Source organism: Sulfitobacter sp. F26204 (assembly GCF_026410305.1).
Taxonomy (GTDB): domain Bacteria; phylum Pseudomonadota; class Alphaproteobacteria; order Rhodobacterales; family Rhodobacteraceae; genus Sulfitobacter.
Genome location: NZ_JAPMLQ010000010.1, coordinates 38410 through 60884, shown reverse-complemented (window position 1 = coordinate 60884; position 22475 = coordinate 38410). Strand labels below are relative to the sequence as shown.

23 protein-coding genes are annotated in these 22475 nt (G+C 53.3%); 13 read left to right on the top strand and 10 right to left on the bottom strand.

What is annotated here, in order from left to right; all coding sequences use genetic code 11:
• The first annotated feature begins 104 nt into the window (after positions 1-104).
• Positions 105-2426 (top strand): heavy metal translocating P-type ATPase, encoded by a 2322-nt coding sequence (locus OS190_RS18320; protein WP_267160159.1) that lies wholly within the window; start codon positions 105-107, stop codon positions 2424-2426.
• A 62-nt stretch (positions 2427-2488) separates the two neighbouring features.
• Positions 2489-2992, top strand: a complete 504-nt coding sequence (locus tag OS190_RS18315) for a L,D-transpeptidase family protein (protein ID WP_267160158.1) — start codon at positions 2489-2491, stop codon at positions 2990-2992.
• Between the two features lie 187 nt (positions 2993-3179).
• Here the strand turns inward: OS190_RS18315 and lnt are convergent, their stop codons facing one another.
• The 10 genes from lnt to OS190_RS18265 are packed head-to-tail and all read right to left on the bottom strand — an operon-like array spanning position 3180 to position 10653.
• On the bottom strand, positions 3180-4718 hold the full coding sequence (gene lnt, locus OS190_RS18310; RefSeq protein WP_267160157.1) for an apolipoprotein N-acyltransferase: 1539 nt from the start codon (positions 4716-4718) through the stop codon (positions 3180-3182).
• 3 nt (positions 4719-4721) lie between these two features.
• Positions 4722-5198 (bottom strand): signal peptidase II, encoded by a 477-nt coding sequence (lspA, locus tag OS190_RS18305; protein WP_267160156.1) that lies wholly within the window; start codon positions 5196-5198, stop codon positions 4722-4724.
• 3 nt (positions 5199-5201) lie between these two features.
• Positions 5202-5993: a ZIP family metal transporter gene (locus tag OS190_RS18300; RefSeq protein WP_267160155.1), complete on the bottom strand. Its 792-nt coding sequence runs from the start codon at positions 5991-5993 to the stop codon at positions 5202-5204.
• Positions 5994-5995: 2 nt separating this feature from the next.
• Entirely contained in the window at positions 5996-6448 is a 453-nt protein-coding gene (locus OS190_RS18295; protein WP_267160154.1) for a DUF411 domain-containing protein, read from the bottom strand.
• 20 nt (positions 6449-6468) lie between these two features.
• Positions 6469-7815, bottom strand: a complete 1347-nt coding sequence (locus OS190_RS18290; RefSeq protein ID WP_267160153.1) for a M23 family metallopeptidase — start codon at positions 7813-7815, stop codon at positions 6469-6471.
• Positions 7812-8435, bottom strand: coding sequence for an SCO family protein (locus OS190_RS18285; protein ID WP_267160152.1), 624 nt, complete (start codon positions 8433-8435; stop codon positions 7812-7814). The genes OS190_RS18290 and OS190_RS18285 overlap by 4 nt, the downstream gene beginning before the upstream one ends.
• Before the next feature lie 7 nt (positions 8436-8442).
• Positions 8443-8922, bottom strand: a complete 480-nt coding sequence (locus OS190_RS18280; protein WP_267160151.1) for a copper chaperone PCu(A)C — start codon at positions 8920-8922, stop codon at positions 8443-8445.
• A gap of 23 nt (positions 8923-8945) precedes the next feature.
• Positions 8946-9608 carry a DsbA family protein gene (locus OS190_RS18275; protein WP_267160150.1) on the bottom strand — a complete coding sequence of 221 codons (663 nt, stop codon included), beginning with the start codon at positions 9606-9608 and terminating at the stop codon, positions 8946-8948.
• Positions 9605-10048: a disulfide bond formation protein B gene (locus tag OS190_RS18270; RefSeq protein WP_267160149.1), complete on the bottom strand. Its 444-nt coding sequence runs from the start codon at positions 10046-10048 to the stop codon at positions 9605-9607. Before OS190_RS18270 ends, OS190_RS18275 begins: the two co-directional genes overlap by 4 nt.
• Entirely contained in the window at positions 10045-10653 is a 609-nt protein-coding gene (locus OS190_RS18265; protein ID WP_267160148.1) for an SCO family protein, read from the bottom strand. Before OS190_RS18265 ends, OS190_RS18270 begins: the two co-directional genes overlap by 4 nt.
• A gap of 177 nt (positions 10654-10830) precedes the next feature.
• Here OS190_RS18265 and OS190_RS18260 point away from each other — a divergent pair, with 177 nt between their 5' ends.
• The 11 genes from OS190_RS18260 (at position 10831) to OS190_RS18210 (ending at position 22382) form a co-directional block, all read left to right on the top strand.
• Complete coding sequence (locus tag OS190_RS18260) at positions 10831-11259, top strand: MerR family transcriptional regulator (protein WP_267160147.1); 429 nt, start codon at positions 10831-10833, stop codon at positions 11257-11259.
• Between the two features lie 83 nt (positions 11260-11342).
• Positions 11343-12128: a transglutaminase-like domain-containing protein gene (locus tag OS190_RS18255; protein WP_267160146.1), complete on the top strand. Its 786-nt coding sequence runs from the start codon at positions 11343-11345 to the stop codon at positions 12126-12128.
• 208 nt (positions 12129-12336) lie between these two features.
• The gene (locus OS190_RS18250) at positions 12337-13242 is read left to right on the top strand and encodes a cation diffusion facilitator family transporter (RefSeq protein WP_267160145.1); all 906 of its coding nucleotides are present in this window, start codon (positions 12337-12339) and stop codon (positions 13240-13242) included.
• On the top strand, positions 13229-13792 hold the full coding sequence (locus tag OS190_RS18245; RefSeq protein WP_267160144.1) for a methyltransferase family protein: 564 nt from the start codon (positions 13229-13231) through the stop codon (positions 13790-13792). Before OS190_RS18250 ends, OS190_RS18245 begins: the two co-directional genes overlap by 14 nt.
• Positions 13793-13914: 122 nt before the next feature.
• Positions 13915-15129, top strand: a complete 1215-nt coding sequence (locus OS190_RS18240) for an IS256 family transposase (protein ID WP_267160203.1) — start codon at positions 13915-13917, stop codon at positions 15127-15129.
• A 190-nt stretch (positions 15130-15319) separates the two neighbouring features.
• Positions 15320-15985, top strand: a complete 666-nt coding sequence (locus OS190_RS18235) for a L,D-transpeptidase (RefSeq protein ID WP_267160143.1) — start codon at positions 15320-15322, stop codon at positions 15983-15985.
• Positions 15986-16501: 516 nt separating this feature from the next.
• Positions 16502-18991, top strand: coding sequence for a penicillin acylase family protein (locus OS190_RS18230; RefSeq protein WP_267160142.1), 2490 nt, complete (start codon positions 16502-16504; stop codon positions 18989-18991).
• Positions 18992-19060: 69 nt separating this feature from the next.
• Positions 19061-19501, top strand: a complete 441-nt coding sequence (locus OS190_RS18225; RefSeq protein WP_267160141.1) for a MerR family transcriptional regulator — start codon at positions 19061-19063, stop codon at positions 19499-19501.
• A gap of 105 nt (positions 19502-19606) precedes the next feature.
• Positions 19607-20449, top strand: a complete 843-nt coding sequence (locus OS190_RS18220) for a cation diffusion facilitator family transporter (RefSeq protein ID WP_267160140.1) — start codon at positions 19607-19609, stop codon at positions 20447-20449.
• Between the two features lie 5 nt (positions 20450-20454).
• Positions 20455-21027 carry a TRAP transporter small permease subunit gene (locus OS190_RS18215; protein WP_267160139.1) on the top strand — a complete coding sequence of 191 codons (573 nt, stop codon included), beginning with the start codon at positions 20455-20457 and terminating at the stop codon, positions 21025-21027.
• Positions 21027-22382: a TRAP transporter large permease subunit gene (locus tag OS190_RS18210; protein WP_267160202.1), complete on the top strand. Its 1356-nt coding sequence runs from the start codon at positions 21027-21029 to the stop codon at positions 22380-22382. Before OS190_RS18215 ends, OS190_RS18210 begins: the two co-directional genes overlap by 1 nt.
• The last annotated feature ends 93 nt before the right edge of the window (positions 22383-22475 follow it).

Here is a 22475-nt window from a genome sequence, read left to right as displayed (position 1 = left end):
TGCTGGGATGCGCGTTCACCTTTTAAGATATACAAACTTTTGACTTGCACCTCTAGTTACTGAAGCTCCTACACCGGAAAGGAAAAGTGTTAAAGGACGCCAAGATGCCACATGATGCCGCTCACGATCACGAAGAAGATACTTGCTGCGGCGCATCCGCGGATACATTGGCGCAGCCAGCGCCGCCGCCAAATTCAGGCCGCAGTTTTCGCGTAAATGGGCTCGACTGCGCGGACGAAGTTGCGATCCTGAGCAAGGTTGTCGGGCCGGAGGTTGGAGGGAGTGAGCATCTGGCTTTCGACGTGATCAATGGGCGTATGACCATCCTCGAAGGCGCCAAGCCGCTTAGCGATGACAAAATTATCAAGATCGTTGGCTCGACCGGAATGAGCGCGAAAATGTGGAACGCCGAAAGCGCCGAAGCGGATCAGGCGGAGCATTTCGCCCGCCAGCGTCTGTTCACAGGTCTGAGCGGCGGTTTGTGGGCGGCGGGATTCCTCTACCATATCGTCGAGACCGGGGCAGGGGGTGCGTTACGGCTGTTTTCTGGTCATGGCGAAACCTCAATGCCTCTGATCGAGATGGGTCTGTTTTTGCTGGCAGTCGTGTTCGGTGCCTGGCTGGTCGCGCCCAAAGCCTGGTCGGCTGCGCGCCGGTTGTCGCCGGACATGAACCTATTGATGATCGTCGCTGTGGCCGGTGCGATCGGACTGGGTGAATTCTTTGAAGCCGCGACGGTCGCCTTCTTCTTTGCGCTATCTCTCACGCTAGAGTCTTGGAGTGTCGGGCGGGCCCGCAATGCGGTTTCGGCCTTGCTTGATCTGGCACCACCGACGGCGCGGGTCATTCGTGCAGATGGGTCTGAGGCCGATGTTCCTGCAGCAGAGGTTGCCATTGGAGATCGCTTTGTTGTGCGGGGCGGGGATCGAATTCCGCTTGATGGCGAAGTGACCGAGGGTCGCGGTGATGTCGATCAGGCCCCGATCACTGGTGAAAGCGCGCTGGTCGCCAAAGAAACCGGCGATGAGGTTTATGCCGGTACGATCAACGGTGACGGAACAATGACGGTTAGGGCGACAAAAGCCGCAGGCGATACCGTTCTGTCGAAGATTATCCGCATGGTAGGAGATGCGCATTCGCGCCGAGCCGAGGTCGAACAATGGGTCACGAAGTTTGCGCGCATCTACACGCCTATCGTCATGGTGCTGGCGGTTCTAATCGCCGTTGTCCCGCCGCTTCTCTTTGCAGGGGCGTGGAACTATTGGTTCTATAACGCGCTTGTGCTGCTTGTGATCGCTTGCCCTTGTGCGCTTGTGATCTCCACGCCTGTTTCCATCGTTGCATCTCTCGCGGCGTCGGCACGCAACGGCGTGCTGATCAAGGGCGGCGCCTATGTCGAAGCCCCCTCACGCCTGACCGCACTGGCGATGGACAAGACCGGAACGATCACCATGGGTGAACCGGAAGTCGCGGGTCTGCATCCCTTGGGTGGCACTGCCGAGCGTGACCTCTTGAGTGCCGCTGTTGCGCTGGAAGCCCGCTCATCCCACCCGCTGGCACGCGCTATCCTTGCGCGCGGTGAACGCGACGGATTGAAGCAATCGGTGGCTACGGACACGAAAACTGTGCCGGGTCGCGGCGTAGAGGGATCATGGGAAGGGCAATCTGTGTGGCTTGGTTCCGACCGCTTTGCCACCGAAAAAGGACTGGGTGATACCATTCCCCGTGACCTATTGGAACGGATTGAGGGAGCTGGAAGTACGCTTGTTGCCGTCGGGTCCGGGGATCGTTTGCTGGGTCTAATCGAATTGCGCGACCGCATTCGGCCGGATGCAAAGGGAGTGGTGGCACGCCTCCATGCCCAAGGGGTGAAAAAGATCATCATGTTAACGGGTGACAACGAGCGCACAGCGCGCGCCGTAGCGGCAGAGGTCGGCATTGACGAAGTTCGCGCAGAGCTGCTGCCCGAGGACAAAGTGACGGCGATTGAGGAGTTGGTTGCCAACTACGATGTCGTGGCGATGATCGGCGACGGTGTGAACGATGCACCGGCTATGGCGCGGGCACATTTCGCGATTGCAATGGGTGCTGTCGGATCGGATGCCGCCATCGAGACCGCCGATATAGCCCTGATGACGGATGACATCGCCAAGGTGCCGTGGCTCGTCGGTCATTCACGTCGAACAATGAATATCATTCATCAGAATATTGGCATCGCACTGGCGACCAAGGCGCTGTTCGTCGGCTTAACAGCTTTCGGGATGGCAACGATGTGGGGTGCTATCGCTGCGGATGTCGGCGTTTCCCTGCTGGTCGTAGCCAACGCGCTGAGGCTGCTTCGGGCCAAGAAGGATCGGTCCGACCCATCAGGGGGCGAGAAAATTGGAGAAACGATGGCACAGGGTGCCTTGGTGCATGGGCATTGATTTCAAAAACCCCTTTGTGCAAATATTAACTGAGCCAATAAGAAAAAGAGGTCGAGCAAAAAATGATACGTACAACACGCCGTTTCGCCGTTCTGGGTGGGTTGGCTCTTACTTTGGCTGGCTGCGCGAACAAGTTTCGTACTTATAACGGTCCAGAGGTCACGCGCTTGCAGATGTTCAAGGGCGATCGAACCCTCTTCCTTTACAACAATTCAAAGGTCCTGAAGACGTATAAATTTGACCTCGGCTTTGCACCCGCGGGTCCCAAGCAGTTTGAAGGTGACGGAAAAACACCGGAAGGCTCTTATACTGTCGACAAGCGCAATCCAAACAGCATGTTCCATCTGTCTGTCGGGATATCCTATCCGAATGAAGCGGATATTGCTTATGCAGCCGCACAGGGCCGCAGTCCCGGTGGCGACATCTTCATACATGGTGGGCCGCGATTGGGTATTGACCCAATCAAACCCGACTGGACAGCAGGATGTATTGCAGTGTCTGATCGCGAGATAGAAGACATCTACGCAATGGTTCGTGACGGGACGCCAATTGACATCTTCGCCTAGGTTTTCGTAAAGATCTGCAGTTTTGTTCAAATGAACCTTAAGAGAATGATTGAGACAACCATTGCGAAAAGGCCAAATACGAGTGCGGAACTCACTGCGTATTGAGCAATGTCTTTCTTGTTACCACCGCGCTTCTTCGCAAGATACGCACCCCATATGGCTCCAGCCAAAGCTGCTATTATCGTCATCATGATACGCTGTCCTTTCTAAAGTTGAGTATTGCCGCCATCGCTAGGCTCATTGCAAAGACCAACCAGAACATCACCTGTCCATAGCTCGAGAATGGTGTTGGTGAGAGCGCCGCAGGCAAAGCGCCGTCCAGTATATTGGTCTCGCCCAAACCGAGATGCGAAATCAGGCGACCATTACCATCTATGATGGCTGAAATGCCGGTATTGGCTGCGCGGATAAAAGGAAGCCCCTCTTCGACGGCACGCATTCTCGAAGATGCTAAATGCTGGTTCGGGCCAATTGATGCGCCGAACCAGGCGTCGTTCGTGGCGTTAAAAATCCATTCAGGCCGATCTGTCGAATTTATAATTTGTCCGGGGAAGATTGCTTCATAACAGATTGATAGACCGACGCCGGGCAGTTGCGGCATGCGAAACGTCTCCGGCCCGGACCCTGGTGTGAAGTCACCCAATCCAGCAGTTAGCCGCCTTAGCGGCAGGAGGTCTCGAAGGGGCACGTATTCGCCGAACGGGACGAGGTGATGTTTTGCGTAGCGGTTTATGATTTGAGCTGTTGAATCGATTGCGAGAACCGCATTTTTGTATTGCTGTTCACCGTCAACGGTTTCGCGCGTTTGCGCCCCCGTTAGCAGGACGGCCTTATCAGTTAAAAGCTTCGCGATCTCTCCCAACATCCACTGATCTTCATGGAGGTATCCAGGAAAGGCACTCTCGGGCCAAAGCAGGATATCAAACTGGCCCGGCTGAGCAGACAAATCCAGATATCGGGCGATATTGCGGTCGCGAAACCCTGGATTCCACTTTTCCCGCTGTGGGATGTTACCCTGAACAATTCTGACATTGACTGCGGTTTTCTGATCTTCACCGGTCAGACGGGCTTCACCATTTATCCATATACCCGCGACCAAAATGACAAACATCGTGGCTGCAAGCCCACTCTGTCGACGATTTCGCGTGAAAATCACGGTGGGCAGGGTAGAGAGCAACACTGTGAGCAACCCTAGACCATAGCTGCCGAATAGTGCCGCCATCTGACGCGGGACATCGTAATCGACCCATGCGTAAGCAATCAGGTTCCAGGGAAAGCCAGTAAGAATGGTGCCGCGCAGCCATTCGGACCCAGACCAGCAGGCAGCAAAGACAAGCGCGCCTGATACCCCTGTCGTCTTGGTCGCGGCGAAAACCGCCATCGCCGCCGCTGGAAAGAGCGCAAGCGCCCCTGCCAGCCCGATCACGGCAGGGGCGGCCATCCAACCGAAACGTTCAGCATCAACAAAAAAGCTTTCCGCAATCCATGACAGTCCGAACAGGAAAAAGCCGAAGCCGAAAGCCCATCCGGTAAGAAACGCTCTTGTTCGACCCTTGTTGGCGGTGAGGTAAAGCAGCCCACCAAAACCGATGGGCAATACAAACGGAGTTGAGAACGGCGGTAGTGCAAAAACAACACTGACTCCGAGAACGACAGCAACGATAAACGGGACTATGTCCGTCCTAAACCTTGGACCAAGACTGGAAATGCTAATTGAGGGTCTCACTCTCTACTCAGGCGCTTTTTTTATGGCGGCATGTTCCCGACCAGCAGTGATCAGCAGAAGACCAACGCCACAAACCACAAACACGTCTGCCAAATTGAATGCAGGCCAGTGTGTCGTCCCAATATAGAAATCCAGAAAATCAGTTACGCCGCCGAAGCGGATGCGATCCAGAATATTTCCAAGAGCACCGCCTATGACCATACCATAGGCAACAGCTTCACTTATTGCAGTCGACCGTACCAGCGAAATGGCCAGAAACAGAACAACAGCGGTCGCAACGATAGCTAGCGCCCACCATGGCGTGCCCTGTAGAAGACCAAAGGTAACGCCGGTGTTACGGTGAAAAACCAAGTTGAAACCGGGCGCGACATTGACGCCAGCGGCTAACGTTTCTGCATTTACAAGCACGAATGCTTTTGACGCTTGGTCGGCAGCAAATGCAATGACGGCTGCACAAATTCCCAGAGAACGGATTGCCATGTTTCAGCCTAACCAAACGTCGAGGAACAGCATGACAACCAGACCGATTGCTAACCCGGTCGTTGCTTGTTTCTGATGTCCACTGCGGTGGGTTTCGGGGATGATCTCGTGACTGATGACGTAGAGCATAGCGCCCGCCGCGAAGGCGAGACCCCAAGGCAAAAGGGGTTGAGCAACCACGATAACTGCAGCACCAAGAAAGCCGGTGACAGGCTCAACCAAGCCAGTGAGAGCTGCGATGCTAAAGGCCCGTTTTGCAGAGTATCGCTCACCGAGCAATGCAACCGCGACCGCCAGTCCTTCTGGCGCGTTCTGCAGTCCGATACCCAATGCAACTGGAAATCCCCCCGCAAACCCGTCCGCGCCGAACGCGACCCCAACGGCCAGACCCTCTGGGGCGTTGTGAATGGTGATTGCTATGATAAATAACCAAACTCGGCGCAGAGATGCGGCCTCAGGACCTTCGCGCCCTGAACTGAAGTGCTCATGCGGGATCACTTCGTTCATAATGGCAACTGCCCCCATCCCAAGCAGGATCGCAACGCAGACGATCAATGCCGGGATCGCCCCATCCCCGTATCGAATTTCAGCAACATCGAGCGCTGGAATGATCAACGAGAAGAACGAAGCCGCCAGCATCACCCCTGCGGCAAAGCCAAGATAGATGTCGCGCCATTTTCGCGAGGGAGTGCTGCCAAAGAGAACCGGAACGGCACCGACGGATGTCATAAGACCAGCTGCAAGGCTTCCATAAAAGCCCAAGGCGATAGGAGATAGGGTCGTGAGCGCCTCCATGTTCAACTTGCCGGGTAGGAAGAGAATATCTCGGTGGTACCGTCCTTTTTCACCAGAAAGACATCGTAGGCGTCGGAAGTTGCTCCAAAGTCCATGCCGGGAGAGCCGATTGGCATACCGGGCACAGCAAGACCGATCGCATCCGGGCGGTCCTCAAGAAGCCGCCTAATGTCGGCAGGTGGCACATGCCCTTCTATCGTGTAGCCCTCGACTGTTGCGGTGTGGCATGAAAACATTGCAACAGGGATACCCCGATCCATTTTTAAACGGATCAGTGCTCCCCCAATATTTTCGCCCTCCGGTAAGAAACCAGCGTCTGAAAGTCTGTCCATCCATGCCACACAGCATCCGCATCCGCGCGTCTTGGCGACTTGAATGGCCGTCTGGGCTGCGGCGGCCGTTGACACGGTCGCCAGCAGCACAGCGCCAAAGATCAGTTCAATTTTGGGGAGCATGGGCTATCCTACTCGATTGTTCATATTTTGTCGCTGAGCGTCGCTGTAAATAGCGCGCGTGTTTTCTCAAGGAGCGCTGACGCACCCGCGGTATCAGAATTTTCGACCGAGGCTATCAGTTCCTTTCCAAGCGGGTCGATCGGACGCCCGTCTACATGCACTTCGTAGTGCAAGTTAGGAGCTGTCGCCGTACCTGTCTTGCCGACCTGACCAATCACTTCTCCGGCAAGAACGCGGTTTCCGGTTTTCAGTCCATTGGGTACGGCGCTCAAATGGGCATACCGGGTCATCGTGTTGGAGCCGTGAGATATTTCTACCACTTGGCCATAGCCGTTCTGCCACCCAATAAAGGAAACCCGGCCCGGTGCGGTCGCGCTGATTGGCGTCCCTTTAACGGCTGCGTAATCGACACCAGTGTGCATTCGAACGTTGCCGTAAATTGGATGTTTGCGTCGGCCAAAAACCGAAGATAGGCGCGCGCCCTTTACAGGTGGTGCTATTCTTCGCAGGACATCCCCATTCAGATAGACAGTCGCCTTGCCGCTATCCTCGTCAGACCAAACGACTTCAAATATATCCTTCGCTAAATCAAGAGCCGCGTAGGTTAGCTTCGGTTGCCCAACTTTCGACCCGTCAGCAAGGACCGATTGTGCCCATTGGATGTTGAGTTTCTCGCCACCTTTAAGATCTCGCCGAAAATCGATTGCATCACTTAAAATTTCGGCCAGATCGACCGCAAAGCGAGCAGGAATGCCGGCTGCATCCAAGGAAGTATAAATGGATCCGCTGACGACAAGCTGACCTGCTTGCTCGACAGACGTAAGGACGGGGGGTCTAGTACGACCAGCGACCTTACCATCGAGTGTGACTTCGATTTGGACACCTTCATCGACTGTTAAAGCGACGAATGACGGGGACCCGTTAGGCTGAAAATTGACGCGCAGCTGATGGCCGGGTCTTAATCTGCGCAAGTCGTATTCTGCAGCAATGGCAAGAGCTACTTCGGCCCGCAGCGGTGCGTCCATATCGGCGCGGGTTAAGATTGAATCAAGCGTATCGCCATCTGTTACCGTCGCTTCCCAAGCTGGGATAGCAAGAGCTTGTGTGACTGCCGTCAGCTCATCAGGCCGAGTGAAATCGGACGAATGAAGCAATGGGGCTAGAGTAGCATTCCTGTTAACCACCTCTGTTGCAAAGGTAACGGATAAATCCAAAGAAGAGGGTTCTGCTGGTGGTTGCGAAAGCTCTGCAGCCCGAACCAACACTTCTGGAGCTGGCGCGTTCGGTGTCATCATGGTTCTGGCGGTCAGCGACGCCATAGCAGCTGCGCTGACAGCTGTTCCCAGCACGAAATATTTCAATCTCAAGTTTCTGCCCTCTCGTCTTGGCTTTGCATTGCGCGCCTTATCTTAGGCACGGCGAATTCGCGCGGTTCGTGATAATCGATCGTGGTGACGAAGCGACCTGTCGCGTCGAACAGGAAAACCCCTGCTGTGTGGTTCATCGTATAGTCGCCGTCTTCGCGCATCACCTTTTCATAGACTGCGCGAAACCCTGCCGCAGCAGAGGCGACTTGGACATCTGAACCTGTCCAACCTTGAATCTGTGGATGAAAGTAGGAGACATATTCAGCCATCACTTCGACGGTATCTCGGTCTGGATCCACGGAAATGAGGATGGTGTTAAGGGCCTCTGCGTCCGGCCCAATCTCGTCGAGCCACGCGGAAATGTCCGAAAGCGTCGTTGGACAGACGTCCGGACAATAGGTGAAGCCAAAGAAGACAAGGCTTGGCTGGCCAATGAGCGTTTTCGGGCCGACAGCTTCCCCGTTCTGATTGGTCAACTCAAAGTCCATTTCAGTCAGCGGTTGGGAACGTTTTCCCGGCACCGACGCCGCACCCGGCCCATCAACCCGCCACCATCCGATGAAAAGAACGGCTAATATCGCCAAGCCGCAGGCAATCAAGATTTTACCAATCTGTTTCATGTTGGCGTCAGCCTTCGGGGCCGCGTGCGCCGGTACGCAGGACAGGCACCACAACTTCCATCTCCAACCCATCCGAAAAGAGTAGGGTCATCGGGAAAGTCTCGCCTTCCACGAGTGGCGACTGCAATTTCATCAACATGATATGATAGCTACCCGGTTCGAGTGCCAGTGTTCCTCCAGCTGGGATTTCGATGTCACCTGCAGGCACCATGCGGCTGATCCCATCGTCGTTCGTCTGGGTTTCATGGATGGAAGCCATCGCCGAGATATCGGCCCGCAATCCTACCAAGTAAACTGGTACATCTCCTTCGTTCCGAAGCGCCAGATACGCGCCACCGGGGCGTGAAGTCCCAATGCTGGCACGCGCCCATGGCTGTTCAACAACGATCTTGATATCGCCTGCGTTTTCTTGCGCTGCAGAAACTGTGGAAAGTCCCATCAGTAGAGCGAAGGACAGGCAGCGCAGGGTATTTGTAATATGTCTCACTGTCAGGGCTATCCAATCTGATGTTAGTTGTTTGCAGTAGCTTGGACTTCTGCCTGTACAAGCGCGATCAGCTGATCTGGACCGAAGTCGGTCAATCGCTTTCCGTTGACGAAAAAGGTCGGCGTGCCCTCGATACCAACGGCCTTAACATCGGCCCGATCCTGATTGAGGATACCGACGATACTTGGGGATTTGATCTGGGTCGCGGCGGCATTTACGTCCAAACCTGCTGTCGCCGCGATTTGGATAATCTGTTCTGCGGCTGGCGCACCATGAGATGCCCAAGCCGGTTGATTTTCCAGCAGCGCTTCAAGCACGGGCATGAATACGTCTTGTAACCGCGCCGCTTCCAACACCTTGATTGCAAGCTCCGAGCCCTCTCCATGGAACGGCGTGTATCGCATGACCACACGAACATCATCGGGATTATCCGCCAGTATCTGTTTCACAATCGGGTGAAACGCGCGGCACGCCTCGCAGGCTGGATCAAAGAATTCCACAATTGTTACTGGCGCGTCTTTGCGCCCCAAAACAGGCGAGTAGGCGCGAACAAGTTGGTCTTGCTGCTCAACAGGAGCGGCTGTTGCAGTCGGGGTCACGTTGGGACGAGAGACAAACCAGGCACCGATGGCGAAAAGCGCCAGTACAGCGGTCAGGGTTACGAGAACAAGGGTTTTGCGTGTCATGAGGTAATCCGTCGAAGTTGGAGGAGCAGGGCAGATATTACCCCGAAGGTCAAAAAGGAGAGAGCGGGAATTGGCAGGCCAAGGATCAACATTGCGTCATCCGTGCAAGATGGTCCGGAGGCGGTGCAGGGCGTAATCGGCTCGGGCAAGACCCCAGCATATAGCAGCCAATGATAGAGCGCGATAGCACCGCCTATAACGGCGAGCGGCACCGCATATCGCCAGATGGACAGATCGGAACGCCATGCCGCAATACCGAGGATGACGGCGAGTGGGAACATGAAGGCGCGCTGCAACCAACAAAGATGACACGGGGTCTGGCCCAATACCTCCCCGATGAACAGAACGGAAAGTGAAGCGGCCAAGGCGAGAAACCAAGCCGCGAACAGGAACGTTACCGACCGACTGTCTGGCGTTGATGGATCGGAAGCCGTTGTCACGATCCAATCCTTTTTTGAAGGTCAGAGGCGATCTGAGAAGGATCCAAATCGTACTCGTATATTCGGACAAATTCGCCTTGCGGATCGAACAAAAGAAAAGATGAAGTATGGCCCATGGTGTATCCATCGGGTGCAGATTCGTCCTCATTGCGCTGATAATAGATTTTGAAAGCTTTGGCAGTTTGTTGGGTCTGTTCCTGCGGGCCGCTTAGCCCGAGGATGCTGGGGCCAAATTGTGGGATATAGTTGGCTAGAACACTGGGCGTGTCCCGTTCCGGGTCAACTGTGATGAAAAGGGGCTGTACCGCTTCACCTTCTGCGCCCAGATCGTCCATTACCTGTGCGATTGTTGCCAGGCCCATGGGGCAGACGTCCGGACAGTTAGTGAACCCAAAGAAGACGAGCATCCATCGCCCACGGAATTCTTCGTCGGTCTGCATCATGCCATTGTGATCGGTCAATTCAAAATCAGCTAAAACAGTCTCCGCTGCAGGCAAGCGAGTGGCTGCAACCGGTAGCTGGCCACGCTCTGATATCCAAAAACCACCAACGATGGCGATCGCCACCGCAACTATGGACCAGAGAATTATCCGCACTTTTGTCATTGCCAGCTTCGCCCTTAAAACAAGTCACCTCTTGGGTGGGATACAAGCTACAGCTGATAGAGGTTCAAGCAAAAAGATGCTTGGTAGGATATTATGTCACGACTTTGTGAAACCTTTGGCTTTTCAAGGGAGTTAGAACTTTGATAAGCTACAGTGACTTTAGATAAAGGAATGCACATGCTGGCAATTGGTACACTCTCGCGGAAGACTGGGACCAAGGTTCAAACAATCCGCTACTACGAACAGATTGGATTGATGAACGAGGCCGGTCGGACGTCAGGTGGGCAGCGGCGATATTATGAAAAAGATCTCGATCGCCTCGCCTTTATTCGACACTCGCGTCAACTTGGTTTTTCGCTCGACTCAATCCGCGAACTTCTGGACCTGTCGGACAATCCGGCTCAATCCTGTGCAGAGGCGGATTCTATCGCGCGGCGACAACTTCGCCAGGTCGAGCAGCGGATCAAACGCCTTCAGGCCCTCAAGAAGGAGTTGAAACGGATGGTTGCCGAGTGTGATGGCGAAAGCGTCGCCGAATGCAAGGTTCTTGAAGTGCTGCGAGATCACTCTGAATGTCTAACTAATCATGATGAAATCGGAGCGTGATAAGAATGGAAGAAAGTTCTTGAACCTCTAGGCACTGTAGCTCCTATCTTTCGAATATCGCAAACAATGCGTCGGATAGAGCTATGAAGAATGAAGACAACAAGACCCAGCTGGGCGTTTCGCCATTACTCGATTTCGATGGAGACGCCATCGCAAATCTGATCCGCGAGCGCGGCTGGTTGTCTTTGGACGAATTCCACCGGATTGGTGCTGCCTACGACTACGTGCGCAACGAAATCGTTTTTGGCTACAATGCTGCAGACGACATGCCAGCCTCAGCGGTACTGCGTGACGGATATGGTCAATGCAACACTAAGGCCACGCTATTGATGGCGCTATTGCGTGCGGTCGACATCCCTTGTCGATTGCACGGCTTCACAATCCACAAATCCTTGCAGCGTGGGATCGTACCAGAACTCATCTATCCGCTTGCGCCTGAGAGCATCCTTCATAGCTGGGTGGAAATCCTGCATCGAGAGCGCTGGATCAACCTAGAAGGCTTTATTTTGGACGACGCGGTCTTGTCTGCTCTTCAGGACAGATTTGTCCGCGATAATGACAGTCTGTGTGGATATGGGGTCGGAACAGACCGCCTTTCTTCACCATCCATCGAATGGAGCGGAACAGATACCTACATCCAAAAAACCGGCATTAACGCCGATCTTGGTCTGTTCGACACGCCAGACGACTTTTATGCGCAGCATCAACAATCCTTTGGAGGGTTGCGTCGGCTGTTCTATCGATATCTGATCCGTCGCTGGATGAATGCCCGCGTGCGACGAATACGCAGAGGGGTTGTTCCAGTGATCCCGATGGCTGAAACTAATTCTGTACAGTTTGTTCGTGAAGGCGGGGTTGGATCGCCGTGACCGCTGGTTGGGTCTATTTGCGGGTAATAGCTGCAGTTCCAGTGTTTCGTGTCATCATCGCTGTGCCGCTAACAGTTGTTTCCGCAATTTTACTCGTGACCGAGGGGTTTCTGGCCACGACCCGCAGCCTTTTTTTGTTAGGTGCCTAAGTTTGTCGTCGCTGCAAGGGGTAATGGGATGACCCTGAATATTGAGAGAAGGGCGCTGTATGCCTCATGATCACGGAATAGACCCGCAGTCGGGAGACCGTCGCGTTGGAGTCGCCATTTGGGCGAACGGTCTGCTGACCGTTGCTCAGATCGTTGGCGGAATTCTGTCGGGAAGCCTCGCGTTGATCGCCGATGCCATACATAACTTCTCGGATATGGCCTCACTCGTGATCGCCTTTGGCGCGCGCAAAATCGCCCGCCGCCCAGCAGATGCAAAGATGACCTTTGGCTACGGCCGGATCGAAATCGTTGCAGCGCTGATCAACTACACGTCGCTGATTATCATTGGGATGTATCTTGTCTACGAGGGTGCAATGCGCTTCGCGGATCCACCGCAGATCGAGGGCTGGACAGTCGTAATTCTTGGTTGCGTCGCTTTAGCGGTCGACACGCTCACCGCGATGCTCACGTATTCCATGCAAAAGGGGAGCGTGAACATCCGTGCGTTGTTCTTGCACAACCTCAGTGATGCTTTGGCATCCGTCGCAGTTATCGTCGGCGGCGTTCTGATCCTGTTCTACGATATCCGTTGGGTTGATCCGGCAATTACCATAGGTATCGCTGCATATATACTTTGGCTCGCCTTTACCGAAATCGGCGGACCTATCCGGACACTTATGCTCGGCAGTCCACCGGATATGGACATCGACGCTGTGATTGCGGCCATTGAGGACATCGACGGCGTCGAAGAACTGCATCACGCGCATTTCTGGCAAATGCAGGAACATCAAGCGGCGCTCGACACTCATGTGGTGATCGAGGACGCACGCTGCGGCGATCTGGAGACTCTGAAGAAGAAAATCAAAGCCCGCCTGGAAGAGGAGTTCGGCATTTCTCATTCGACACTGGAATTCGAGCGATCATGCGACAAGCACGAAGAGGCCACACGGTATGGCCATGAATGAGTTCACAGTGCTTGCAGCAATACTTGGGTGCCTTGCCAACAGTTTATTGATTCTTGGTTTGGCATGGTCAATTTACCGACCAAAACAGCGTGTTTGGCCGCCCGAACAGTCGACAGCGATGCATCGGATCGCGGTTTGGACTCTCACTTGTATCGGCTTCGGCTCAGCAATTTTCATAGGCTTTGTCGAATGGGGCATTTTGGATGTCCCTGCATTCTTGCGGTGGGGATTAGGGCTGGTCCTGCTCATTTTTGGTAATGTCGTGGTGTGGGCTGGCGTACTTCATCTTGGCTTCGCGGCGACGAGCGGAGCAAAAGGATCTCTGCGAACCACCGGCCTTTATAGATATTCCCGAAACCCTCAATATCTGGCAGATATCGCGATCCTTGTTGGGATTGGAATCCTATCTGCTTCGATTATGTCTTGGCCGGTGATCTTCACAGGCATTGTGGCGCTTGCTCTGGCACCCTTTTCGGAAGAGCCTTGGTTGTTGGAAAAATACGGTGACGCCTATGCAGAATATCTGATGGCGACCAGAAGGTTCTTCTAATGAAAAATGCAAGTGTGGCAGGTGGGACATCGGACCCTGTGGGCGGATCTCCAAGAGAGTGTCCGATCTTCTGTGTATGAGTAAATTGGCCCATGCTTCCAAACTGAAGGAGCATGACGACAATGACGATTTCCAAGGGAGTTTTAGACGAGCTGCTTAGTGGCGTTGAGAACGCTGACGATTTGCTGGGCGATCAGGGCCTGATGAGGGAACTGAAGGTCAAGTTGATGGAGCGGATGCTGGGTGCTGAGCTGACCGAACATCTTGGCTATGAGCCAGAGGCACAGCCTGCCGCCGAACAGGGCAATCGCCGGAATGGCACCTCACGCAAGACGCTGAAGTGCAATGATGGGGCCATGCCAATTGATGTGCCCCGTGACCGTGACGGCAGTTTCGAGCCCGAGCTGATCAAGAAAGGTCAGACCCGGATCGACGGGATGGATGACAAGATTATCGGTTTGTATGCGGCGGGCCTGTCGACGCGCGATATTCGTTCTCATCTGGAAGAAGTCTACGGCCTGAAGGTGTCCGCCGATCTTATCAGCCGCGTCACCGACGCCGTCCTGGAGGAAGTGTCGGACTGGCAGAACCGTGCTCTGGAGCCGATGTACCCCATTGTTTTCCTCGATGCTCTACGCGTCAAAATCCGCGACGCGGAAAGCCGTCAGGTCAAGAACAAAGCTGTATACGTGGCCCTGGGCGTCAATGCCGAGGGTGAACGCGAGGTTCTGGGCCTGTGGATCGCAGCAAATGAAGGGGCCAAGTTCTGGCTTTCGGTGATGAACAACCTGCGCAATCGCGGGGTCGAAGACATCCTGATTGCCGTTGTTGACGGCCTCAAGGGCTTCCCTGATGCTATCAACGCGGCCTTCCCTGAGACCGCCGTCCAAACCTGCATCGTGCATCTGGTGCGCCATTCTTTGAACTTCTGTGGATGGAAGGATCGCAAGGTCGTGGCAAAGGATCTCAAGCGGATTTATCAGGCGACTGATGACAAGGAAGCTGAGAAGGCCCTCGCGGATTTTGAGACCGAATGGGGCCAAAAATACCCTTCAATCGCCCCAAGCTGGCGACGGGCGTGGCAGGAGGTAATCCCGTTTTTTGCCTTCCCGCCAGCAGTGCGCAAAATCATCTACACCACAAATGCGATAGAAAGCCTGAACCGCGTAATCCGCAAAACCACCAAAACGCGCGGCAGCTTCCCAACCGATGACGCCGCAACCAAGCTAATCTATCTGGCGATCCGCAGCTTCGAGAAGTCAGGCAGAGCGGTCAGGGAGTGGGTTGCCGCGCGCAACCAGTTCGCTATCCTATACCCAGAACGGTTCAACAAATGAACCGTCAAACGCGCATGGGCTAACCCTCATACACAGAGTTTCGGATACTCCCATCTCCAAGGAACTTTAAACAGGATACGGGAGGTTGCGACCATAGCCTTCGCACGAACATGTGATTGGTTCTGCTTGGAATTACACCCGGTCACTGACATATGTTTTCCCATTACTCTAACTAGGAGGTTACATTGTTATGTTAACCAGACGCCACTTTGTCCTTTCAACCGCTGCCTTGTTTTCGGCACCAATCCCTCAAGCAGCGCTGGCCGCGCCAACATCTGACAGATCGAAATGGGCGGCTTGGGATGCTCAGGTAACGCCTGCAAACTATGATCCTTCTACGTCCAATCCGTGGGGCTTTCACCCGCGTTTTCTTCCTCAGCTCGTGCAGGCAAACGATGGCCTTACGCCGGGTGACATCCATGTCGATGCCGTCGCACGCTATATCTATCATATCCGCAACGACGGAACAGCGATGAGATATGGCGTTGCGATTGCTAAGGGCAATCTATACGAGCCAGGCACATATTTGATCCGGCGAAAAACCCAGTGGCCAACGTGGACGCCTACACCTGCGATGATCGAGCGGGAACCGTCGGTTTACGGTCCTGTCGCCGACGGGGTGGATGCAGGGCCTACCAATCCGCTGGGTTCCCGGGCGCTTTACCTTTTTGTTGGCAATCGCGATACGTATTTGCGAATCCACGGCACACCCAGTCCACAATCAATTGGAGGACGCGCAAGTTCAGGATGTGTGCGTATGGTCATGGCTCACATCAATGGGCTTTATGATCAGGTATCCACTGGATCGACAGCGTTCTTGTATCCGCCTGAAGACAGGGTCTCAGCACAGAGCTGAGCAAACGGCGGTCTACTGTCCACACCAAAAAGGACTAAATTGCGTATCGTCGACTGGATCAGCCAGTTGTGGGTGTCCTTTGCTGCCTTGTGCAAATTGGGTACCCGTTAGCGGATCACAGCGGCAATGATGTCGTCTCAACAAGGCCGACATGGCGATAGAAGCAGCAGTCGTCCATAATCTCTCTCAAAACAACATTTATGTCTTTAAAGGAGGCCGCTTTCTTATCCAAAGAAGCTCGATCACAAACAGTTCATCATCCTGCAGTTGAACCTAAAGCAGCCATAGGTCTTATGACTGGTTTCGACCGAGCGTAGTTGCGGCTAGGAGGCGATCAAGTGCAACTTCCTCTTGTATTTGATGGCTCATCAAGCGGAGATTCCATGCTTGCAATGGGCCTCGCATGGGCGATGTGTGTGTTTGCATTTATTAGCGTCATAGCCTTAATTATTTGGTGCTTTCTTATGATCAAGGATCGGCGCAAGAAATGAACAAGAGCACTGGGTTCTTATCTCTATGATCCGCGTATTCAGAGCGCTGATGTTTGGGTTTCTTGGCCTATTGCTCCTGTTGATACTAACAATAGCGTTGATCTACTGGCTAGCCGTCCGATCTCTTCCTGACTATTCCGCCAGTTTTGATGTCGAGGGGCTGTTGGAGCCCCTTGAAATCGTGCGAACCTCTACGGCTGTGCCTCATGTCTTTGGATCGACAGATCGCGATGTTTTCTTTGGTTTGGGATTTGCCCATGCACAAGACAGACTTTGGCAGATGTTGATTCAGCGCCGCACAGCTCAGGGCAGGTTATCGGAAGTATTTGGCCAGCGAACTCTACGCTACGATGACCTTATGCGCAGGCTCAACCTAGCTGACCTTGCCGCTGAATCCTTATCTTATCAAGAAGAGAGTACGATCACAGCGCTTGAATCATATTCCGCTGGGGTAAACGCTTGGATCAAAGAGATAAATAGACGCGCACTTGGAAGGGGTGCCCCTGAGCTTTTCCTCTATCCCAGTGATGTTTCCCCTTGGAGACCTGCCGACAGCCTGGCGATACTTAAACTGGTAGCTTTTCAGCAATCCGAACAGTTCCAAACAGATATTCTCAGGGCGAGGCTATCTCTAGCCCTTCCACAGCAAAGCGTTTTCGACATTATGCCTGACGCGTCTGGGCCGGGTGTGATCGGATTTTCCGAGTATTCAAGCCTCTTCCCAAATCTCTCTCCAAACAACTCGGATATTGCCATTGGACTGGTCAAAGACCCCATTTCGCCGATCGCAAGGCGAGGCTTTTCAGGGGCATCGAACGCGTGGGCCGCAGCTCCCTCGCGAACCGCTGGCGGTCAATCCTTGATTGCAAACGACCCCCACACACCCTTTTCAGCGCCATCAAGATGGTATCTGGCCAGGTTGGAATTGAGCTCCGGAGCCGTTATGGGAGCAACGATTCCGGGTATTCCTTTAATCCTTTCAGGGCGCAGTAACGCGTTGGGCTGGGGGGTCACAGCTTCGTTCGCGGATGATCAAGATGTACTGATCGAAAAGTTGAACCCGGATAACGCAGAAGAGGTGCTGACACCGACAGGGTACGAACCGTTGTCCGTTAGAAAGTCTATCGTGAACATCAAAGGCGCGTCGCCTGTAACACTTCAATTAAGATGGAGCAAAAATGGGCCTATTCTCCCCCAGGATCAGTTCGATCTTTCGACGATCACACCGGAGGGTCACATCGCATCGCTGAGTTGGACTGGTTTGTCGGCACGCGATACGTCGATGACCTCAGGACTGCGTTTGATGCGCGCAAAATCTATTGAAGCAGGAATCGCTGCGGGTGAGGCTTTTGTCGCACCCTCCTACAACCTCTTACTCGCAGACGCTGGCCGAATTGCGATGAAAACTATCGGAGCCCTCCCCAATCGCGCGGCTAACAGTATCGGGAGGGGAAGATTGCCAGCAGCCGGATGGTTGCCTCAAAACCAGTGGGATGGGTACCGGGGCTATCAGGCCAACCCCGGATCGATGAATCCCGCAAGCGGCATTATTGGAAACACAAACAACAAGGTCACTGATCGCGATTTCCCGGATCAGATGTCTTATTCTTGGGGCGATACGCAACGCATTGCTCGCCTGAAAACCCTTCTCGAGGCGCGAAAAGTGCATACACGGCAAAGTTTTATGGAAATCCAACTTGATACGGTGAGTCCAACTGCACGAGCTTTGCTTCCGCTCATTGCATCCAACCTTTGGTATAGCGAGGAAGCATCGCCTCCCGGGACTTTGTCCAGCAAGCGAAAAGTTGCACTGGACCTACTTGCCAACTGGAACGGCAATATGAACGAGCATCTGCCAGAACCACTTATCTACTCGGCCTGGATGCGAGCGCTTCAAGACCGCCTTATCAAGGATGAATTGGGAGCTTTGTCTATCGAATTCACGCAAATCGAACCACTGTTTATTGAAAGAGTGTTTCGCGATATTGATGGTGCAGCTAGGTGGTGTGATGTGGTTCAGTCGGACCCCCAAGAAACCTGTGACCAAATGGCCAGCAAGGCCCTCGATGACGCGCTGCAGTGGATCGAAGACAACTATGGGCGTGATCTGGCCAATCTGAGATGGGGTGATGCACACCAGGCCGCACAAGACAACTTAACGTTCGGATCTTCGCCTCTTTTTGGCTTTTTGACAAATATCCGGCAGAGTACGTCTGGAGGTGATTTCACGCTTGCACGCGGATTGAGCAAAGGGTTTGGATCTGATCCATTCTTAAATATTCATGGGCCCAGCTACCGGGGGATATATGACTTTTCAGACCCGAACAGTTCAGTTTTTATCCTTTCGACTGGCCAATCCGGTCATCCGTTAAGCAAGTTTTACAGTGATCAAAGTGAGCTATGGCGCCGCGGAGAATACATTCAAATGTCACTGGACGCCGACATTGCACGCGCCGCAGCAGCTGGTGTGACTGAGCTTTCTCCAGTACGTTACTCTGAGATAGGGTTGAAATGATGTTACGAGGATTGCTAACCTTCGGCTAATCCCTTCTGTCCTTGCAGCAAAAAAACTAGGGTGCTTTCTATGCTAAGAATTGGCTCTCTTGCGCGCAGTGCAGGAAGTAAAGTCCAAACCATTAGGTATTACGAACAGGTGGGTTTGCTCAAACCAACAAGGCGAACGAAGGGTGGTCAAAGGCGATACGATGTCGACGACATTGATCGACTTGAATTTATTCTTCATAGCCGCCAGTTCGGGTTTTCCTTGGCAGCAATCCGCGAACTGCTTGAGCTATCCAGCGGCATGCGGGGTTCCTGCGAGTCAGCAACCATTGTCGCTCAGCGGCAATTGGATGCATTGGAGCGGAACTTGTCGCTATTGCTCAATCAAAAAAGGGCGTTGGAACAGATGATAGTGAAGTGCCATTGCGACGACGTGGTATCCTGTAAAGTTCTCGCGGGTCTCCGTGAATACTCCGGTTGCCCAACATCTGACGAGGCCTTCGGCGGGCAAAATAACCCTTGAACCTACAATCGGTGTAGGAATTATCTTCGGTCTATGGAAAGTGTTCAGGATCGATGGCCAAATGGGTCAGGCGATAGGGTCAGGCATTCTGCTTGGCGTTTTCGCATGGTTTTTGTAGCAAGGCTCGTGATGAGTCTTCTGCTTGGGATTGGTGGTATCGCTGCGGGGAGCATCACGCTCCTTGCTGATGCCCTGAACAATCTTTCCATGGTGCTTCCTAGGATTGCCTCTTCTGTTGCAAGGAAAGTTAGTCAGCCACAGGAAGACAAACGGCTTGCGGAAAATTATTTGCGCGTTGAGACGACCGCCACCTTGATTGGCTATATAGCTGTGACCTTAATCGGTGCGTATCTGTTCTACGAAGGAACCGAGCGGTTTTTTCGTACCGTTAAGCCAAACGGCTTCCTCATTGTAATCCTCGGAGGGTTGTCGGCCACAGCAAATTTGGCGATCGCGCTGTTCGCAAACAAGAAAAAGAACCCCAAAAGATGGCCCTCTTCAAGTAGCCTTATGAATCTCGCAGTCCCCGTCGCGGTCTTTGGAACTGGTATTTCTGTGACGCTGTATCAATCAAATATTCTGGACCCCATGATAGGGGTCATTATCGTCATTTGCCTCACCTATATGTCGATCAAGAGCCAAATCCGCACATTTCAGACCTTTACGGACGGCCGCCCGGACACCCTTGTTCCAGGCGATGTAATCAAACGCATCCTTGCTGTCGAAGGCGTGGCAGATACGCATCATGTCCATTTCTGGCAGATGGGCAGACACCAAACGGCGATTGATGCACATGTCGTTGTGAACAGCGGTGATTGGTCCTGCGCGGAAGCAATCAGGGACCGCATTGAAGCAGTTTTGCTTCTTCAATGTGGTGTCACCCATATCACCCTCGAAATGGAAGTGCCCGACCGAGAAGAGGACGAGATGAATATTTATGGGAATTAGCCAACTTGAAACACGATGAAAATCAGGCGGCGGGCCTAGAAATGACACCAGATGGGCCCGGCATGCGAGCGGTCAATGGCTTGGAGCGTTTGATCAATAGCATGTCGGTCATTGCTGCGTGGGCGACCGTCGTTCCGATTGCGCTGTTTAGCATACTTCAGATTCTTGACAGAAAACTAAAAATTGGCGTCTCTTCTATCCTGCCGGATATGTCGACATCGCTCCTGTTCGTTATGATTTTCATGCTGTTTGGCTTCACATATCTGCAAGACGGTCATGTTAGGGTCGATGTTTTTCGTCGGCATTGGTCCAGCCAGACACAGGCGAAAATCGAGTTGGTTGGCTGTGTTTTAATCCTAATACCTCTCAGTGGGGTGCTCAGCTTCTATGGCTGGGATGGTCTGATGCGCACCACTCAATATGCAGATGTTGATGTGTGGATGTCGCGACTTGCGGGCGTGTTCGGACCGATACTTCTTGGTTTGTCTGGCGTTGTTGTTATCGCCCGCAACATCGCCTTTCTGCGGGGAACGCGCGATTTCGCCGCACCCGTGGAACAAAATGGGCCTTTAACGTGATGGTTGAAATTGTCACAGTCGGAATGCTGCTGATCATGGCTGGTGGGGTCTTTTCTGGTTTTCCTGTCGCACTGGTTTTGACCGGAACCGGGATACTTGGGTTTTTTGCAGCTGCCATGATGGGCCTTACCGATTTCCAGCACTTGGGCCTCTATTATTTGCGGGTTCGGGGTACGCTGACCAATGAGGGCGTTCAGTTCACGAGCGTGCCATTGCTGATACTTTTGGGAATGGTGCTCAACGGCAGCGGCATCGCATCAACCATTTTTCACACACTGGGTCATATGTTGCGCGGTCTTCGGGGAAGATACGCAATCGCTACATTGCTGGTTGGCTTGATACTTGCACCAGCTGCGGGGGTCATTGGGGCGTCCGTCATCACAGTTGCGCTGGTTGCCTATCACCCGATGCTGAATGCTGGATATTCTCCTCGCGCTGCGGGGGGTGCAGTTGCCGCATCTGGAGCACTCGGCGTCATATTTCCACCTGCAATCATGTTGTTTTTCGTCGCGACTCTTTTCCGGCTCAGGATCAGCGTGATGTACATGTCCATGGTTATTCCTGTGCTGCTGCTGGTGATCCTGTTCTCGATCTATTTCATAGCTACCATCAGAGCCAAGGATGACGGAGGCCCAATCCCCGAAGGAACGGAAAAACCCCAATACCTGTCGATGATCGCAGCACTTGCCGTTATTGCCTCCATCCCTTGGAGCATTGTCTCAGGTGTAGCGACCCTCTCCGAAGCGGCGGGAATTGGCGTGTTTGGATCATTGTTGCTGGTAGCTGTCCGAGGGCAGCTCAGCCTGGCGATGCTCCACAATGCCATCATGCGAACAGGAACTTTGACTGCGATGGTGTTCTTTATTGTTGTCGGGGCGACAGTGTTTTCATTGAGTTTTCACTTAGTGGGAGGTCCAGACGTTTTGTTCAGTTGGATCACTGGTTTCAATCTCAATCGATGGCAAACGCTTGGCCTCCTTCTAGGTTTGGTTCTGGTACTTGGGTTTGTATTTGATTGGATGGAAATCCTTCTGGTTTTCCTACCGATTTTCTTGCCTATATTTCAACAGCTCGATTTTTCTGATCACGTCGGCTCGGCCTATGCGGCGACCGTGTGGCTGGGTGCATTGATCGCGCTAACATTGCAAACATCATTCCTCACGCCACCTTTCGGGTACGCATTGTTCTTTGCCAAAATGACCGCCCCGCCTAGTGTCGTTCTTGCTGATATTTACCGTGGTGCAATCCCACTTGTCATATTGGAAGTCGTCCTTCTTGTGCTCGTCGTGCTGTTTCCCACATTGGTCATTTGGTTGCCAAAAGTGTCGTTGAACTTATCTCAGCTTTCGCTGTGATGCTTTCGCACAATACACCCAAACACCGAACCCGCGCAGCACTATTCAGCCGGTCAGCCTACTGTCTGTCCAAGCGAACAAAGTCCCACGTCA